We start from the raw sequence: 19,889 nt of genomic DNA on the forward strand, positions 1-19,889 counted from the left end.
TAGAGCGCAAAAAAAGAGACATCAAAGGATCTATCCCTTGACGTCTCCATGATCTGTTGATATTTCTGAACATTACTTATCCGCTTTTAGCGCATCATCCTGTTTCTTGATAAATTCTTCTGGCGTGACGGCTTCACCGAACAATGCCTGAATCTGATTCATGTGTATAGCAGATGCGACTGGCTTCATTTGTGTATCCAGATAAAGAGTTACTTTATTAGCCTTATTTAACTCGTTTAATAGATCAATGAACATTTGCGGTAGCTTGATGGCTGCAGTATCTACTTTGGTAGCCGGGATTACACCTGCATTGACAACAGAATGCTCTCCCCACTTTTGAACGAAAAAGCTCACGAATTCTTTGGCCTCCAGAGCATGCTTCGAATTTTTGGAAACGAACAATCCAGTGCCCGGACCACCGACCCAATCATCCACATTGCCTTTGCCGCCTTCAACTGTCGGGAACTTGAAATAACCGATGTTGACTTTAAATTCTTGGGCTATATTCGTAGTGGTCGTGAAATCTGGCAGCTCCCAAGTCCCTGTAACGAACATGGCTGACTTTCCGTTCATGAACTGTACCTTGGCTTCATCATTGGATAATCCGTTGTAGCCTTTGATGAATGTATTCAGATCTACCAGCTCTTGCACTTGTCTTGCAGCCTCTAGCAAGGACGGATCTGTGAAGTCCTGATCCGCAACAGCTTTATCCATCAGGTTAGGTCCCCCAATACGATCAGCTAGATACATGTACCAGAAGGAAGCCGGCCAACCGTCCTTACCGCCAAGAGTAACAGGTGTTATGCCATTGTTATTCAGTGTTCGAATGATCGCTTTGAGATCATCCAAGGTTTGGGGAGGCTGCAGATTGAATTCTGAAAATATTTCTTTATTATAATAGACCGGGACTATGTTTAGTTCGACAGGAAGGGCATACGTCTTCCCATCAAAGGAGTACCCCTCCGTCGTACCAGCTACAAATTTCCCTTTCAACTCATTCTGTAAAAGATCGTCCACGGCTGCAAACTTATCTCCCCTAACATAAGGATCCATAAAGCCTGCTGCCCAGGTGAATCCGATATCCGGTAGATCGTTGGAAGCGGCAAGTACCTTCAGTTTGCTTTTATACTGCTCATTTTCAAGCACTTCCGTCTTGATGGTGATATTCGGATTAGCTTCTTCAAATTCTCTGATGATTTCTTTTACCATTTTGTTTTGCGCGGAGTTATTGCTATCCGGCCACAGATGCATCATTTTCAAAGTGATTTTCTCGCCGTCGCTCTTGCTGCTATTCCCCTTAGCCCCATTGCAAGCTGTTGTTATCAACAACAATGTTAAGAAAAGGGTAATGGATAATCCGATCCTCTTCGTAGATATCCCCCCTTGCCGAGCCGCTATTGGATATTCGCTTCTATACCATTCCTCATGGAAGATCGATACTGCCCTGGACTCATTCTTTCGTATTCCTTGAACAGCTTGTTGAAATATTTAACCGTCTGGTAACCTGTAAGGCTGGCAATTTCCGCTATAGGCAGATTGGTTTTCAGCAGTAATTCCTTCGCTTTCTGCAATTTTCTGCGGGCGACGTATTCGCTGAAATTCATCTGGCATTGTTCCTTGAAAAGAGAACTAAAATAGCTCCCGTTCAGATGAACAAGTCCGGCTACTTCCTGCAGGCTGATCGCCTCTTCTATATGCATTTCCACATAGTCAATCGCCTGACGGACCGGATCGCTTAATGCGGCATCTTCATCTCTTATGGCCATTAATTGTGGATCGGCCATCTTTCGCATGAAGCCGATATGTTCCTGCTCTTCCCCTGCCTTCAGGGCATTCTCCACAGATGTGATTAGCTTTTCCCGGCTGGCTGGCTTGAGTAAATATTCAACTACGGACAACTGAATCGCTTGCTGAGCATACTCGAACTCGGCATGACCGGAGATGAGAATAACAGATGGCTGACGCTGTATTTTTTTATCCCTTATTTGGCTAACTAAAGAAAGACCACTGATTCCAGGCATGCGGATATCCGATATCATGAGCTCGACCGATATTTCCTCCAGAATTTCCATCGCCGAGATCCCATTGCTTGCCGTAAGGATTTCATAATGACCGGCTGCCCACACCTCTAGTATTTTCTTCATTCCTTCTCTAGATCTCGGTTCATCGTCGACAATAAGAATTGTTCGGCTTCTCATGGCATTTTGTCTCCTCGAACAGGAATTTTGATGTTTATACGGGTGCCTTGCCCCTTTTGGCTATCGATGGTCATAGCCGCACCCTGCTCATTCTCTCTCGAAAAAAATAGTTGAAGCCTTCTATGCACATTAGCGATTCCGACGCCGGAATCTTTTGAAGAAGATACCTTTCCGCTATCCAGCCCTTCCACAAGAGAGCGCAGCATCTCCTCGTCCATTCCCATCCCGTCATCTTCCACCGTAATGGTGACCCATTCTTCATCTCCAGCAACCGTTAGCTTTATCCATCCCGGTTCAATCTTGCTCTCGACCCCATGCAATACGGCATTCTCTACAAGGGGCTGCAGCAATAGTCGGGGTAACTCCACATTCGAAAATTCAGAAGGAACCTCAATTTCCCACTCCAAGCGATCTTCAAATCGCATCTTCATAATAAGCAAATATCGCTTTACATGCTCCAGCTCATCCTGTAACTTCACCCATCCCCCTTTACTCGAGCCGGTGATCGTATAGCGGAATAAATCAGACATGGCGACAACATACTCCGCCAGTTGATCTTCATCCCTATCCAGCAGCGACCAGTACAGAACATCTAGGGTATTAAACAAAAAATGCGGATTAATTTGCGCTTGAAGTGCCTTCAACTCCGTATGACTCCGGGATAACTCCTTCTCATAAACCAACTGGATCAGCTCGTTGATATTATCAACCATTTTGTTATAGGAATAATTTAGTTCCTGAATTTCCATAGTGGACGATACGTTTTCGATAGGCTTCAGAATGCCTAGACGGGTACTTCTCATAGCTTTGATCAACCTGAACACAGGTCTGGTAATAAGTATAGATAGGAAAAACGAAAGCAAGGTGAACAGTAAGGTACCCATCAAAGCCGATACAACAATGGTCGTCCGCAAGACCGATATCCCCTTGGTGATGACGTTAACCGGGGTTAAGATGAGCAGCGTCCATCCTGTCACGGAAGACCGCTGTTTGACAACGATAAAGGACTGCTTGCCGATGGAAGCAATTTGTTCGTCGGATTCTTCTACCAGCTTTGCTGCTGTCTTTTGTGAAATCGTGTCATCGTTGGACGTGATGAACTGGCCATCTGGAGCGAGGAGCAACACCGTTTCCCCGTCCCCCTCCCCGGATAGGGAGTCTTTAAGCGCAAACTTGTCACGGTCTGAACGAATGAGTAAATACCCTCCAGTTGTGAAATGCCGATCAATAAGACTGATCTGTCGAATCGCTACAAGCGATGTAGAATCGAGCGGATCAATACCGAACCAAACGAGACTGCCATCCTTTCTCGTCGCCATTTCAATCCAATCCTCGGGTACCTTATCTCTAAGGGTGCTGCCGTCAAGAGGATACAGCCTCACTCCGTCTTTATTATAAAGCTCAACAGATTTGATGCCGTCCGTGTAGATTTGGACCAGATTGATAATAGATGGCAGGGCTTGCCGTTCCGTAAAGGTAGCGGGATGACCCTCTATATCGCGTAAAAGGAGTTGCTGGATATAATCGTTAGTAGATACCAGTGTCGTCAAAGAATTGATCTGTTCGAGAACGCTTTCTAAACGTCCGTTAGCTTGAATCGCAGTCTGCTGAATATGCTTCTCCGCATTGTTCTTGAGTAGCGTCGAGACTGAATGGAACGTAATCCCTCCAACGAACGTCAGAATGATGAGCATGACGGCGAGGAAACCGAGCAACATTTGATTTCGCAGCGTATTTAACTTTAACATCGACAGTATCCGCCGCATGCAATTTCTTCCCCTCTTTGTCATGTGAGCATGAGATGATCGCCCCTAACCGCTAAAAGTAAGGGCTTTCAACCTTTTCAGTCATTATATTAGCATGTTTGCTAATGATCCGCTAAGAAAGAATTATGGATTCGACAAAAAGAACTGATATTTTCGCACCCAATAACGACTAGCGAGCATATTAATCCCATTTCCAGTAACCCTTTATATAAGAATGTCTTACTCCTAATTAAAAAAATCCCGATGATGTATTCATCATCGAGGCTAACTACTTTTTTTATATTTTATTTTCGCCAAAAAGTTGAACAATCTGCCTTGTCCATAATGTTGAACTCGATCATTTTCTCAAGTAATGAGAAATCAACCGGGCTATCCCACCGGATCCGTAACAACTGCTTGGTGTGATCATAGCCTGCCTGTACAATTTCATCAGAGAAATGATTAATCCCTGCGATTTCAGGCGCAACAGCCATATGTTGTTTGGATACGCTAAAGCCAATAATATAGGTGTCGTGATCGGTGAACATAGGCTGATTCCACGCAATTTTTGGTTTTAAATCTGTGAATTTCTTAGTTACCCAAGCCAACACCTCTTCCATTCGCTCCCGATGCTGCGGGTTATCAATTTGCGCTAAATAGTCTGCAAAAACCTCCATGTCGATCACTCCTAACCTCAGAATCGCCTTTTGTTCAGGCGCAGCTACAAAAAAACATCCCGTTAGATAATCATATCTAACGGGGTGTTAGGGTGCAACTTTTTATAATGTTACGATTGTTCAGTGACATTATAGTTAGTATCTGAAAAACTCAGTAAAATCAAGGGATTTCGAGTTTTCATTCCCTTGCTAAATTTACAATATAGTTGGTATCTAGAAAAAGGGTATGAAACATACGATGCCATTAAAGTTTGTGTCTGAATGTTACATTTAAGTTTGTGTTTGAAACTTTCCTGCTATTCTCCAGACCTATATACTTGAACTTACGAAAAGAACTACAAAATTATATACCTTAGAGTAAGAATTCGTTTATTTATAATTCATTCATTCTTACGCCTTTTGAACAACATCCTAGGGAATACATGAATGCTTGGTAAATTCACTAAATAGCATTTCTCCAAAACCTGAATAAGCTATTGTCTACACTCTTCAAAGATCAATTGCTGCCGTTCTTTAATCCTCATTTGTCTCTTTTTATTTTCACTTTCTAAAAATTCCATCGATAAATCTGCTTCTTTTAATACAAAATAATCACAATAACCCATTCTTAATCTCGAATGAGTTATCTTTCCAATGTTAGATAAATGTTCTTTTCTTCTACATTCAACTGAACGAATTACGTGTATCTCCTTCCAATTCTTCCCTTTTAATGTATTGTAAAGTTCACATACTTCCTCGACAATTTCGTTCTCTTCGTTTTGCACATAATCCCATAAATTATTATACCTAATATTTTGTTTAAGTACTTTTATAAAGTTTACTTCAGGTGAGTTGTCATACAATGAAGAATGTATTGGCTCTACTTGTATACTTTTATCTGTTTTGTTAAAAACAAATCTAGTATTATTATGTATACTGTTAATATATGGATGTAGAATTGGGATTGCCCAATTATTGTTTTTAATCTGATGTCCATTACATATGGAACAAGCACAGACAATGTTCCCCCAAAAAACGCTTAAGAAAGGGAACTCAGACAATGGAAGAAAATGATCCATGTTGCTTGAAGTTGGATCATTCATATCAACTAGATCACAATAAGGACAAACCTTGTAGCTTTTACTTAATAATTTTCTAAGTTCATTTCTTTTTACAAACTTTGCATTAGAATTATAGACAGCCCATAATGATTTACAGTCCAAAAGATTGTCATAAACATAATCAAAAAAAGGTTTTATCTCACTAATTGTTTTCTCAGTCAAATTAATGGTTACTGCAATTTGTCCTGAAAGAATTTTAAAATAGTTATGCGTAAATAATAAATAATATTCATAAACTAGTTTAATTTCATTGCAATTGCATAATGAGAGCACATAAGCCTGTAGTTTACCTCTAAATCTATTAGTGTTTATCATTTTTTTAAAATTAATTGTCATAGTGGACTTGTTAATATCTGTATATATAGTAGTGCCCGGATTGTCTTTAGCCCACGTAAGAACATCAATTATAAAAGAATGGGTAAATTCATATGTTTTAAACTCCTTCGAGAGCATTACTTGATTCATTCTAACCCCCTAAAATGTCCCTGAATTTTTTATATATTTCAAACTTTTTTGCTGTTGTACTTAAATCATCAAACATAATACGCGCAGATTCTATTTTTTCAAAATCATTACTTTCAAGCAATTTTTTTATCGCTAATATTTGATTTAAAGAGAACTCTCCAGAATTTTTTTCTAAACCAAAGACATCCCGCAAAATATCATTAGACGAGCCACCTAAGGTTCGATCTTTAGGTTCATATTGAAAAATATGATTTTTATTTTTCTGCAAACCCACAATACATTCCATTGGAACATCCGATACAATTAATGGAGAGTGTGTTGCTAATATAAAATGAGTTTTATATTCACTAAAGAGTTCTGCTAAGTATTCAACAAACTTTTGAATCCAAACTGGATGTAGATGCGTTTCAGGCTCATCAATAAATACAACGGAGTTGTCATCAATATTAGTGATTAATGGTAAAAATCTATATAACATCGTTAGTTCTCCTGAACTTAGATCTGTTAACCGTACATATTTTCCATCATTGCTTTCTAACCAAATATTTTTAATTCCTATATGCATCACTTGATATATAATTTTCCGAAGGATATCTTCAAGATGAAATTTTAACATCTCAGGCGTAACTATATAATTTAAACTGGCCTTTAATGAGTCTAGTTTCATGTCTTTGTTTAAAGTTCTAGCATCAATTTTCATTGTCTTTAAGCTATCTATTAACAGATCGAGTTCTGGTACTGAATCTTCCTTAGCCAAACCATGCATCCTATTGTACTCTGATCTAACAACTTTATTTTCTTGCGCAATTTCAATGAATGCAACCTTTTTAAATCCGATTCTATCTAATAATCTCCTGTAGGAACCTTTATTTTTAACCATCGCTTCAGGCAAATAGATTGCTTGTAAAATTGCATAAATAAGCGGCTCAAGTGTTGAAGTTCTAGCAATTGCCGGTCCTGAATATATATAAGTAGTTTCTGGAGGAGCATCAAAATATATGTTGCCAGGACTTGCTGAAGGATATCGACTTGCAAATTGATCAAAAACAGCATATGAAGAAACAATTAATTTTTCGGGATGCTCCAAGGGATAATCCGTATTACTATTAAATTCGATCAGCTCTCCCATTAATTCGTACTCTATGGAAAATTTCGAGTTTTCTACTGTTTGCCTGTATTGATATCTCGCCCTTGGGCAAAATACCTGAGTCATAAATTGAAGTATTGAACTTTTCCCGGTTCCATTTTCACCTACAAGAACAGATAGGTTCATCTCATCAAAATAATTAATTACAGGTTTATTAAAGTTCAGTTTTAAATTATTAATATTCTTGTATGAATTTATTGATAATTCTTTTATAAACATAAGCACCTCATTATATATTTAATATTATGGTAATTCTAATATAGAAGATTTGCCCGCTCCTCTTCCACCTATAATGCAATTAAGATTAGGTGTTCAGTGACATTAAAGTTGGTGTCTGATATGCACATTTAAGTTGGTATCTAGAACTTATTTACATCTTATTATCAGATCTATTATTTACACTAAGAAGGAATTACAAAATGATTTCTCCATAAGTACTAAATAGTTCATTTAATTCATTCATTAAGTAGTCATACGCCTCTTGAGTAATCCTAATGTGCGAGCGCCTAAAATGCATACTTTGCAAAGTCCGTTGACTGACATTTCTACGTTTTCTTAATGAGGGGAATGTTGCCTTACCCAAATTATTATAAACATCAATTAATCGAATACCGAACTTGATAGGTGCATTAATTACCTTGCCGCTTGTAAACTCTACATAGTACGGAAACCGATATTTCCAGGGGAAATCTTTAAGGTCACTATCGTCTACTACGTTCTCTTTCTTAAATCCGTTTGTCTTAGCATATCCAACAATCATAGGGGTCGGCCTATTCTGTTCATCGTAACTCACAATAGTTAAGAAAAGCGTATCCTCACTTTGAATGCTGCCTGGTTTCCGCGGGAAATACGTGAGATCTAGAGTACGTCTACGTTCACCTTTCATTTGCTTATAATTATAATCATTAGGAATACGCTCTTCACCAGTACCTTCAAACTTTAACCAATAACCAGTCACCTCATCAAAATCATTTGAATTCTCAAAGATCGATTCAAACAATTCCGGATGTACCATTTTCTTTAAAACTGCACCTTTTTTAGAAATATTAGAGTAGGTGACCTTTCTATTCCGTTGATTAGCGGCTAGATGAGGGACATGCTTTTTTTCCTCATCAATCCATTCTTGGGTGACAACCCCATTACCATCCAATAGAATCTGATCTAACAGATCGTAGAAGTATTCATTTGCCTTTTCTGATATTTCAGGCTCGTCATCCATTATGACACAGACCTCGTGGTTAGATATAAAGCCACCTTGTGTAAAATTAGCTGAACCTATGATAACAGAGTGGGCATCAAAAGAGTAAAGCTTGGAATGTAAATCGATTAAAGCATAAATTTTCGCTTTTGCACGGAGCAAGCGTTCTAATCCGTAAATGCTGCTAACACGCTCTACAAAATCCTCCCTATAAAATCTGGTAATAATATTGCAATTAATGGTTGGATTCAATATTAGCCAATCTGCCAATAGAGTAGCGGTTTGCGTTCCAATGAATGGAGAAATAATATTTAATTCAATCTCAGTTTCATCTAATAGTCCTTTGAAACGATCCAATAAATCATTAGAAACTAAACTTACCGCCATTAGTACCTCCTCTTAAAATGAAACCTTGTTATAATGATGCATCATTAAGTTCTAATAACTTGTCTCTTGAAATTGGGTCTGCAGCAGGTATAATCAATACATTCTCTATTTCTGCGTTTTCACTAACTTGCTGCTTTATAAGCGGACCTTTTTCGCTATACCCTTCATACTCAATTACCGCAATATCTTGATTTCTAAATTTTTTCAACATCATTTGATAAAAACTATAATCATGAGTTGAGATAATGAACTGCTTATCATATTTCTCCATAAATAAACGAATTAAATCAATCAGTGATAAAACATTAACCTCATCCATGCTTTGGATTGGATCATCCATACCCATAAGTTGTAGACTGGACCACTGTTGGTGTAAGCCCATAGCCATAAAAAAAGATAGTGCTATCGAGTTAATTTGTGCTGAACTAAATATGTAGGTTGCATTTGCCTGTGTTTGATTTTCAAGTCCAGTTAAGACTAAAATCAGTAATCTGTAAGATTTATGCCTGTATTCTTTATTAAAATCAATATGGTTATAAACTGGATGAGAATTAATCCGGGAGAAGATTCTCTGAATGGTATCTAATAATTCGGAAATCATTTTTTCATTTAATTGATCAACGGCTGGTTTAACATTGTTAATTAGATCTTTGATAGCTTCTTGGTCTTCATTGGCTGTTTTTTTAAGTTGGTCTAAATGCTCTAAGTGACTCTGTTGCACCCGCATTTCTTCTTGACGTGTCTTTAATAGCAATTCTTCTTTAGCATTTTCTATTGCAGTTATCGACTTAATAATTACCGATTCTAAATGAACCACCATCTCTTTTTCACTTTGTACATTTTTCAAAGCATCTTGAATAAAAACCTTTATTTCCTCAACGCTCCACTGCTTAGCTTCTGAAGGCGCACCAGCAAGTAACAGTTTACTTATAAAGGATTCAACAAAAGTTTGATTTTCCAGAATAATATCTTCTGCTATCTTAATTTTTCGAGGGAGATCTGCTTTTTCCTCTGCTGTTAATACCATTAAATTTGCTGCGAACTGCTGCTCTAGTTGCAGTAATTCCCCCATTTTATTTTCTATAGTTTCATTTAATCCAAGTCTCAGTAAACCCTCATTGTATTCATGAATAAATTTATTTCTCAATTCTATTTGAGCACTCAAATTCTGTATTTCTTTTTCCATTTTTAACATATGGTCTTTCTTATTCTGACATTCTTCTTCGGCGCTTTTTAGGATTGTCTTGATATCTAAATAGGATTTTTCAATCTCCAAACTCAATTCATTTAATTTAGTTTTCTCTTTCTCAAATTTATCCTTCATTTCTTTAATTTGCTGTTCCAATAAAGGCAGTTCATTATGAATTTGGGCTTGTTCAAATTGAATTCGTAGTTGTAATTGTGGCTTATTAACTCCTTCTGTTCCACAAGCAGGGCAACTATTTATCTCCTCTTCTACGGATAGATAATCTGATAAGCTGCTAAGAAAATTTTTATATTTCTTATCTATACCATGTAACGCTAAAACGGATTCTTCTAAAAGTTTCATTGAGCTACTCGTACTAGCATGGATACCAGATACATCTACAATAGAAGATTGATTTACGCTAATAATATTCAAAAGCTCCGATATTTTAGATTCCCAAATAAAATTCTCATGTGTAATTTGGACATCTTTGATTAAATCATATTTATTGTTCCTTAAATTCTCTAGGCTCTCTGTAACTACTTTAATGAAGTTGTCAGAGATGTGCACCGAACCTTTAATTGCCTCAATTGCCTGTTTAGTACTGTCAATTTCAATATTTTTATCTTTAATGAAAACAAGAGACTCCTCATATTGGTTGTTGCGATTGGTCAGGCTAGAAACCAAATTATGCATATTGTAATCATTACGGTGATTTTTTAATTTCCCCAATCTGCCTACTTCCATGTTTAATTCATCCAAAACGGTTAGCCACTTTGATTTAATATCTTCTAAATCCTGAATACGCCGTTCTTTATTTTCTAAATCATACCTTCTCTGTTTAAGCGTTTCGGTTTCTTTCTCAATTAATGGTATTAGAGCGTTCCAATCCTCTCTTTCAAAAAGGTTTTCAGGAACTGAGAAATTGTCCTTATATTCGCTAAGGGCAACGCTTAAAAGCTTCTGGTTTGGATCAAAAACTTTTTTACTCAGCTCATCAATGAACACTTTTAATTCTGCCTTCTTCCGAGCACCTTCAGTAATTTGACCCTCTATTTGATGAACTCGATTGTTTATTTCTTTGATTAGTTCATTATATAATTCTTTATATTTCAAAAAGTGCTCGGTTCCAAACAACAACGAAAGAGAATCGTACCTATCTCCGTCTTTCATTCCTCGAAGAAATTCATTTAACTTCTCTTGCCCCAAAATATGAGTAAGATGTAGTCCACGGGAAACTTCGACTTTCTCAGTCCAAGCTTGTTTTACCAATAGTGTTTTTAACAGAGACTCCGCATCGGCATCCATAAACTTTAATCTATCGTTAATAGGAACTGGCAAGTGAAGCTCTAATTCATGTTTTCCATAATCCGTCATATCCTGAGGTCTTGCGGTACATGTTCTCTTCACTTTGAAAATCAACCCATTAGAGGCAATAAGATCAATTTCTACGTACGTCTCTTTTAACGGATTCGCATGCATGTTCCTAATGAATCGGGTTCTTTTTCTTTCGTCAGTAGCTTGATCAAATCTGTGAATTTCTCCTGATAGTCCCCATTCAATAGCATCAAAAACTGAGGTTTTTCCATGCCCATTGGGTCCATACAGTAATATTACCTTCGCATCATTAAAATGGAATATAGTTTCATCAGAAAATCCTCGGAATCCACATATTTTTAATGATCTTATCTTCACTTTAAATCATCCTTTTTATCCTTTTTGATTGAACTAAAAAAATCAGTTAATTGATCCGTTGTTAACTTAGGATTAAAAAAGTCGCCCGGCAACTTACTCAATGTTGATTGTTTCAGACACTTACGGAATTCTTCAAAAAACTCATTATCATTAAAAATAAGTAGTTCCTTATCACTGGTTAAATCGAGAACAAAGGGAATTCTGTTTATGTATGGAGCATCACTTTTTGTAATAACAATTTTCCTGAAATAGTGCCGGTCATTCTCTATCAATTTACGATATGATGTGTCAATTTGATTTTGCGTGATGATAACTATCAGATAAACATCCCATTTAAGCATATGGAGTTCTTTACTTAAACGACTCTGTAATTTAACTGCTAATTCATCAGCAGCTTTTTCCCAATTTCCTCTCAACTCAGCTTCGGTTTCATACTGAACAAGACCGTAAATCTGCTCAGGCGAAACACGCACTTCATTAAGATAATTAAATTTAAGCTGATCTAGTTTTATATATTCATTTTCTTCAAAAATTCTCATAATTTCTTCAATCAAAATTGTTCATCTCCCTAACATGAAACTCTAATTCTTCTAAGTTAGTTACGTGATTATACAAAGTTCTAATACAGTCACCGCACAGCACCTTTGTTCCGTCTAAACTTTTGTAGTTGTTTTCTTCTAATCCCTGAAAATATCCTTGCTCGTTAACTTTAGTAAAATCAATCAAGATATCCTCAAAAGAAAACCCATTTTGGCATCTCCTGCATAAATTAGTTTTCTTGTTTTTACTACAATTGTCCAATATTAAAGGAAACGGGAATAGGGCTTCGCCACGACGAAGTTCTTTTTTTCCTGTTGCTGTTGCTGCCTTTTCTCGAAAAAGGTCTAATACAAGTTCAGGCATTTTCGCATGCCTTTTTGTTGAGAAGATAAGATATGCAAATAACTCTTCATTTTCGTCTAGACTCAAATTTGCATTTATATCATTATGGATAAAACCTAACTCTTTATATTCACATCTCAAGATGGTTATTAACTCCAGTAATTGCTCTATACCTGAAACAGTACTCAATTCATTAAAGGGATGTCTATAGCGTTGAAAGAATGTCCGAAGTTTCTCTGCATCTGTATTCATAATACTTTCTATAGATTGAACTAAACTCTCCATTAAAATAGGATGTGTTTCTGGTGGAAAGTCCTCAATTAATCCCATAACGATTTCTTTTTCCGAATCATATTGACTCTCAATGATGGTTACGCCCTCTATACTAAGGGCACTTGAACTCTCCATTTTGCTGTAAATTATATCTTGAATGGTAAAGGATATATTCATTGACCTTAGTATTGGCAGGCAGCGTTTAATCGAAGTAGCACCGATAATTCCTCCACCAGGTGGTTTATCCTTCATAATTCCAACTATGGCACGGTTTACCACTATAGGTGATCCAGATGCTCCACGAGTATTAAATTTTGGATCCGTTATAGTAGGAAATTCACAAGCTAAATCCAAATCACCCTCACTATCCTTTGTGCAACTCACATCAAAAAATTGCTGTATGGTTCCTTTAAAACGTTGTCCCCTGTCTTTCTGAGTATCCGGGAATCCAAAGGCGTGCCACTGATCATTCAGCTCAATATCTTGTATACTTAATGGTAGTGTAGGAGAATATTCTACCTCTTCAGGTAATAATAAAACTGAAAAATCCACCCCTACATAAGGTTCATTTGGAAAAATAACGCTTACCTGAATTTCAATATTATTATCAAACATAATAAACACAGGTTCTAACTCGTCTGGGTCTAAGTTCTCATCAATAACATGTCTAGCTGTAATCAACGTAGTATTATTTACTAGAAATCCCGTTCCATTCCTACTCCCACAGCGTACTTTAGCAATTGATTTAAAATCATTTTGATTCACTGATGCTCCCCCTAGTTATAGGTGTACTATTACACTCTCTTCAGTACTTGGGTAAAATACTTCATAATTAAATTCCTTCTTCAAATCTTCCTTATTCATTGAGATTGCCGAAGGAGTTGGATAAGAAAAAAATAAATTTCTTGTAAAAGTAGATTTTCTATCAACTATTCTAGATAAGGTCTCCATATCGGGATGCCCGTGACCTGAACCGTTAGTAGATATTAAGTAATTTTTTGAATCAATCATATTGAGGAGATCCATATTCGTATTAAATTGACTCCCATGATGAGAAACTTTAATTAAATCAAAATAAAGTGGTACCTCTGTAGTAGAAAAAAGAGCCTCAAGTTGTCGAATCGTTATTGAGGGTGGACAATCTCCTAAAAATAGCATTTTTTTATCTCTATGTTCTAAGATAAAAGTAATTGAACTAGCATTAATCTCATCCCTGTCTTCAGCAAAGGGCGACATTGACAATTTCTTTATAGAACCTGTCGCGGAGACATTCGTTCTACCTACACCCACGCCTTTAGGTTCCAGATATTCAGAAACATATTCTACGGCATCATCAAAACATGGGTCTGATGTCAGTGACATCCTTGGAAAAGTTCGACGTAGTTCTTTTCTCCACACTTTTTCCAAGTTATTTAGTTCAATATTAGTAGGGGAAAGTACAGTAAGTTTAACGGATCCGTTACCGATAAAAACCGGGATTTCATTGTATGAAACGGCATTATCATTATAAGACCCATTCCAGTTATACCCGTTCAAATATAGATATCCGGCAAGTCTAGATCCTTGTTTTCCACTTATCGGAGTCCTACAATCATCATAGTCTCTTTCAACGTAACCAACTTTTTTTTCAATCATTTCTTTCTCCGTCTTATTCAGTTGATGCTCATGCTGGCTAATAGATAAGTGCCGATAACTATTGTGCCAAATTTCCTTTACTTCAATTATATTGGGAGATTCACAAGACCCATTATCTTTTAAAAAGGATATTGCACCGGCAATATGATCCTGATCGATATGTGTAACAACCATTAAATCAAGGGATTCCCCCGTTGTATTCTTATCTAAAAGAACAGGTTTTACATAATTCTTATACGTATGTAGATAAGCCAAATCTATAAGAATGTTTACATTTGACTCCCCAAAGCAACTAACCAGAAATGTATCACCATTTTTAGCCGGAAACATTTCAATTCTCGAAGTATATATTGGACTCACCCTTAATTTGTTTAATAGGATTCTATCAGCACTCTTCCTAACAAAATCAGTAAACCTATGCTATTCCAATTTATATATAAAACAAAATTAAAATATTTTGCATTCCCAGTTTGCTTTAAATATATTCGCTATGTATTCCAGTATCCTTCCTCCCTAATTTTCTGGAAAAATATTAAAAATCCTCATATTTTGTATATTAACCAACGTTATTATAATTCTACATAGGAACTAGAATGCCTGCCAAAAGACCTAAAATTTAGCATCTATCTGCAGAAATAAAGTCCTAGACTGTCTCTATTTTATTGAGCTGTTTTATTGCGCTGTCTTTATTCAGCTTGGTTTTATGGTAAATTTATATTAAATTACCCTTTAAACCAAATTACCATTAGACATAGAGATTGGGATTGGTTAGTGAAGTTTGATCTTCTTCACCTCTTAAGATTCACCGATACCTTGATCGGTCTGATTATTTTCTAACTTCTTGCTAAAACACGGTAATACATCCAAATAAAAAACACCCTAAAAATTAGAGTGTTTATGAATTTGATCTTTTCGCCACTGTTTTACTAATTGATCAAATTCGTTCTTCATTTCAATTTCTTTATATTCGAGCTTGGATTTTATTCTTTTTTCCCCAAATGAATAGTCCACACGATTAAATGTAATTGTTTCAATGTTTGCCTTTGGAATAAGCATCTTGCTTCGATCACTTCTTTTAAATGAGTCGGCAATTAATATGCTATTGTCCAAATTATGATTAATAATATACTTTCCCTCTAACATCAGGCCACTTTTCAAGGTGATATTAATTGAAACTTTTTCAAAGTAAATTGCTCGGTAAAAAGTCCTCATGAGTAGTAACAATAAAGAATATCCTACACTGATAACAAATAAAATTACATGATATATTGGTTTATTGACTTTATATAGATGAAATATGACCTCTCTGGATTCATGCAACCCGAAAGAAAAATTCTTGTTTATTTCTGCCATTACTATCTGAATAAGAAGCATCGCATACCCTGAAATTAAGACAGCATAAAGCATGCTTATGGTAAACAAGATATATGCGAGTCTTTGTCTACCGCCTTCTCTATCTCTATGAATTAGAGACCTAATAAAAAACTTTGCGCGTTGCCAACAGACTGTTACTGTTAATCCAATAATTAATACCAAAGCAATCCAAGGTGAAACTTTGTTTATAAACAGGAAGATTATTACTTTTGTTATTCTTGAGGATGTCCCCTCTATAGTGACACTGAAACCCAATAGAAAATAAGAAAGCGCCGCTGTAGTAAACAAAAACCATAATACTACATTTCTAAATCCCCGATTAAAGCTGGGTAAGTACTGCTTTTCTTCTTCAGAAAATACTTTTAGCGAAGAAGCAACGGCACTAAGAATGGCGAGTCCAATAATCCCAACAATAGCTTTTATTAAACCATCTGCTATTGACTGATAAATATTAATTTCAATTCCTCCAATATGATAGTCTATACAGTTATCGTCGAAACAATAAATCGCTCAATTTTCATCTCCTTTGTTAGTATAAAATCTCACTATTTACTATTTCAGAGAATAGATTATGGTGCAATATAAATTTTCACAAAGGAGTAAAGTGTAAATGGCCAATAATATTAAAGAGCAACTCTTTTCAGAAACAAAATTTCAGACCACTGTTTGGCTCATTCATGATAACTTATTAAATACATCTGCAATTTAATCTATGCATCCACACTACTACTTTTGTATTTTCGGTTCTTTATGTCACTTTTTAATTTAGTAACAAATCCCTAGAACCCATTCACTTCTGGTGATTTAATACAGTTTGCGGATCACACCCTAATATCTCCGCCTTTTTCCTCAAAGATAGCTGCTTACCAGAGAGCTCAACAAGTCTGTTTTTCCACACAACACCAAATTCTTTAACCCTCCCAATCTGGTATCGGTCACTCTCCCTATCATCCGGTCCAGTCCGTGAGTAAACAAAACCGCAACTACAGGTAAATGTACCAACCGGTTTGCCTGTTTTTGAACCCCTGGTGATCTTTACTGACCCAATCATTGGTTGTTTGTAGTGGTTTGCTGCTTTATTAAGACATGGCCAGGGGCCATGTCCGAAAGGTTCAAATGTTGTCATTGTCCCTCTAGATAAGCTATCCATCATCCTCTCAATGGTATCTCCCATGAAACCAAGTAATAAAATATGACGAAGTGGGTGGCACGATACTCTTGGCTTCCGTAGCAACTTATGTAGCCAACTATCACTTTCACTTATCCCTCCATTAATATTTGCCAACAATTTATTACCATAGTAAGAACTAAAACCAGGGATTAATTTATCCCATCTAATTCTGTTACTTGTTTTACACACATAGCCTTCACTACGTAATCGAGATATATAGTATTGGTTTATACTTTGAAGACCCATTGAGGGAAATTCTTTTTCTAATAATAATAGGGATTGAATAGCAATATTTTGAGAGAATTCACCGGGCAATATTTCAGTAGAAATTAACTCGCCGATATCAACGAGTGCCTTCTCCAACGTAATATATTGAAACCGATTCTTCTGCATTTGATGAGAAATATATGATTTCCAAAGCGGTTCTCCATGCATGGGACAAAGATAGACCCCTTCTAGTTGGTGGCCACGATGCCAGTATGCCTCGCCGTATTTGGACCTATCTTCCCTGACACATCCAGTACAATACATCAACTTTTGTTTAGGTTTAACTGAGAACGCAGCACGACCAAGTATCATATTTGCAGGCGAGCAAGTGCTGAATTTCATAGTCTCCTCTAATCTTTCAGCTCTCTTAGGAGGGATAAAAGGGGTAAAGTAAGGGATCAGCGTATGTTTTTGAATTAATTCATCTGAGGAATATATTTGACCTGGAATCTGACGGGTAAGACGATCTAATTGAGAAGGGAACCATACGGAGGAACACGTTGAGGTGTTATCAAAAAGCTCTTTCATGGTTTGTCTGATGCTTTCATTTCCGGAATTTCGATGGTATCGAGCAAACGCACTATAGAGTAACTCATCTGGATAAATAGTAGGGAAAAATATCAAAGGAATCACCTCCTTTAATATTCTTCCCTACTATAAATGATCATAGTCTGTTCATGTATCGATTAAAGCACCTTTCTTTTGCAAGAACATACGTATATGATTGTCCACTTCTTTATCCCCGTGCAAATGGTAAGAGACCGATGCCTTACGTTTGAATTCATTTACTGTCATTGTAGCAGTTCCACCATTCGTAATTTTTGAATAATGCCTTGGAATACTCCGAATCAAAAAAACCTTCGTATTCTCTACTTCCTTATCTATCTCCTTCATAGATAATGGCAGTTGATGAAGATAATGACGAACTTGATTACCATCAGAAGGATCTAAAAGATTTATTATTGTTCCTCTTCTAATGGGAGACTTGTATTCAGGGTCTATCCTAGATACCGCTATTTGAATCTTGAGCAGTAACTGCTTATCCAAAGCTTCGAAATCAAGTTTCACCTTATCTCTCGGTATCCTATCAGGCAAGACTTGTTCTAACCATTCTTTATCATTACTCATTAACCAACAATATAGCGATTGATCTATGTTTCTTATTTCTGAGCGACTATGGAAAAGATTGTCGGCTAGTATTTCTTCCATTTTCATGCGCCGATTTAAACTAGAAGTTGTTACACCAACACCAACTGCGATCTGTTCATAAGCTATGACAACTTCACTAGGTATTGTTGAGCCATCCACCTCAGTGCTGCTCTTGGTCCAAGTAGATATGATACCAGAATGAGATCCCCGAATTATATTCTGCCGTCCACAACTCGGGCAGTAATATCGAATTAAAAACACACCGGTTCGTCCGTTAATAACACTTCGTGTACATTTACTTATTTTGGGGATATCTTTGTACGAACACATAGGATAATAACATGACCAAGGACCATTACCGAAAGGAATAGGTAATGCATACGGTTTTCGTTCAGATAATAGTTTTTTTAGTGAACCACTCAAAAATGTGGCAAGTAACAAGTAAAACTTGATAAATTGGGTCATAGAATCTGTTTTCAACAAAGAATTTTTAAAATACATACTTTCTAATGATTTTAAATTAAAAATAATAATGTCCTTCTGTTCAGCTAACCATTTCACAAAATCATGTAATAACTGTTTCTTTTGAATACTACCTCGTAAAGTTACATAGTCTTTGGCAAACAACTGTTCATAAAACTTTATTTTGATTTCTTGAACTGAAAGGTCTTTACAATGATCACGTACATAAAGTAAATCATCCATCAACGCGGACTGAAGTTTATTTCCTGATTCATTATCATCAACCGTCTCCACCAACAAGGCATGTCCATTTTTACAATAAGGTTCTCGTAACAGTTGGCCTGACTCATTTGATCCGTATTGACAATTACATACATGACATTTAGAAACTAAACGAACACTGTGAGAAGGACAGCACTCTAAGAATGATACTTGATGCTTTCGGTGTATATAAACCTCACCAAATTGTTCATAGTCATTGTATACACATTGAGGACAATATCTGACTTCTGTTGAGATAACCGAATCATAGGTTGTGTTAGGTTGACCTTTAACATTTCTTTGATTGGCGGAGCCATTCTTAATTACATTAAGCATTGAAATATGACGTTTTTTTGTGAAGAATGCCTGGTATAAACCATACCAAGAATGATCGTATATGAATTGATCTAGTGTAAAAGTGTGACCGAGAGGCAATCTTTCAAGTAGAATTTGTAACCCTCTGGGGAAGAAGGTGTGCTTGTAGGAACGGACACCGAACAAATCATATTTACTTTGTATGATTTCACTATTACCAGAACGAACATGGTAGCGAAATATAAGGCTTCTGAAGTCTTCATCTGGTAAAGGTATGGGAAAGTAAATTAAACGCTTCATAC

14 protein-coding genes are annotated in these 19,889 nt (G+C 36.5%); all 14 read right to left on the reverse strand.

The window, feature by feature from the left end:
- Positions 1-72 precede the first annotated feature (72 nt).
- On the reverse strand, positions 73-1,332 hold the full coding sequence (locus tag M2444_RS21270; protein ID WP_280787963.1) for an extracellular solute-binding protein: 1,260 nt from the start codon (positions 1,330-1,332) through the stop codon (positions 73-75).
- 62 nt (positions 1,333-1,394) lie between these two features.
- Complete coding sequence (locus M2444_RS21275) at positions 1,395-2,198, reverse strand: response regulator transcription factor (RefSeq protein WP_280787964.1); 804 nt, start codon at positions 2,196-2,198, stop codon at positions 1,395-1,397.
- Positions 2,195-3,964 carry a sensor histidine kinase gene (locus M2444_RS21280; protein WP_280787965.1) on the reverse strand — a complete coding sequence of 590 codons (1,770 nt, stop codon included), beginning with the start codon at positions 3,962-3,964 and terminating at the stop codon, positions 2,195-2,197. Before M2444_RS21280 ends, M2444_RS21275 begins: the two co-directional genes overlap by 4 nt.
- A gap of 284 nt (positions 3,965-4,248) precedes the next feature.
- Positions 4,249-4,620 (reverse strand): iron chaperone, encoded by a 372-nt coding sequence (locus tag M2444_RS21285; RefSeq protein ID WP_094871735.1) that lies wholly within the window; start codon positions 4,618-4,620, stop codon positions 4,249-4,251.
- Positions 4,621-5,093: 473 nt separating this feature from the next.
- The gene (locus M2444_RS21290; protein WP_280787966.1) at positions 5,094-6,185 is read right to left on the reverse strand and encodes a hypothetical protein; all 1,092 of its coding nucleotides are present in this window, start codon (positions 6,183-6,185) and stop codon (positions 5,094-5,096) included.
- A 1-nt stretch (position 6,186) separates the two neighbouring features.
- Positions 6,187-7,551 carry an AAA family ATPase gene (locus M2444_RS21295; RefSeq protein WP_280787967.1) on the reverse strand — a complete coding sequence of 455 codons (1,365 nt, stop codon included), beginning with the start codon at positions 7,549-7,551 and terminating at the stop codon, positions 6,187-6,189.
- A 193-nt stretch (positions 7,552-7,744) separates the two neighbouring features.
- Positions 7,745-8,917 carry a phospholipase D family protein gene (locus M2444_RS21300; protein ID WP_280787968.1) on the reverse strand — a complete coding sequence of 391 codons (1,173 nt, stop codon included), beginning with the start codon at positions 8,915-8,917 and terminating at the stop codon, positions 7,745-7,747.
- Positions 8,918-8,945: 28 nt separating this feature from the next.
- Positions 8,946-11,798, reverse strand: coding sequence for an AAA family ATPase (locus M2444_RS21305; protein WP_280787969.1), 2,853 nt, complete (start codon positions 11,796-11,798; stop codon positions 8,946-8,948).
- Positions 11,795-12,352, reverse strand: a complete 558-nt coding sequence (locus M2444_RS21310; protein ID WP_280787970.1) for an ABC-three component system middle component 1 — start codon at positions 12,350-12,352, stop codon at positions 11,795-11,797. The genes M2444_RS21305 and M2444_RS21310 overlap by 4 nt, the downstream gene beginning before the upstream one ends.
- The gene (locus tag M2444_RS21315) at positions 12,345-13,718 is read right to left on the reverse strand and encodes an ABC-three component system protein (protein WP_280787971.1); all 1,374 of its coding nucleotides are present in this window, start codon (positions 13,716-13,718) and stop codon (positions 12,345-12,347) included. The genes M2444_RS21310 and M2444_RS21315 overlap by 8 nt, the downstream gene beginning before the upstream one ends.
- Positions 13,719-13,733: 15 nt before the next feature.
- Positions 13,734-14,918, reverse strand: a complete 1,185-nt coding sequence (locus M2444_RS21320) for a ComEC/Rec2 family competence protein (RefSeq protein WP_280787972.1) — start codon at positions 14,916-14,918, stop codon at positions 13,734-13,736.
- A 549-nt stretch (positions 14,919-15,467) separates the two neighbouring features.
- Positions 15,468-16,250 (reverse strand): hypothetical protein, encoded by a 783-nt coding sequence (locus M2444_RS21325; RefSeq protein WP_280787973.1) that lies wholly within the window; start codon positions 16,248-16,250, stop codon positions 15,468-15,470.
- A gap of 502 nt (positions 16,251-16,752) precedes the next feature.
- A complete protein-coding gene (locus tag M2444_RS21330) occupies positions 16,753-18,024 on the reverse strand; it encodes a TnsD family Tn7-like transposition protein (RefSeq protein ID WP_280787974.1) in 1,272 nt (423 codons plus the stop codon).
- A gap of 51 nt (positions 18,025-18,075) precedes the next feature.
- Positions 18,076-19,887, reverse strand: coding sequence for a TnsD family Tn7-like transposition protein (locus M2444_RS21335; RefSeq protein ID WP_280787975.1), 1,812 nt, complete (start codon positions 19,885-19,887; stop codon positions 18,076-18,078).
- Between the last annotated feature and the right edge of the window lie 2 nt (positions 19,888-19,889).

It is taken from the genome of Paenibacillus sp. PastF-3 (genome assembly GCF_029893135.1).
Classification (GTDB): domain Bacteria; phylum Bacillota; class Bacilli; order Paenibacillales; family Paenibacillaceae; genus Paenibacillus_AQ; species Paenibacillus_AQ nitricinens.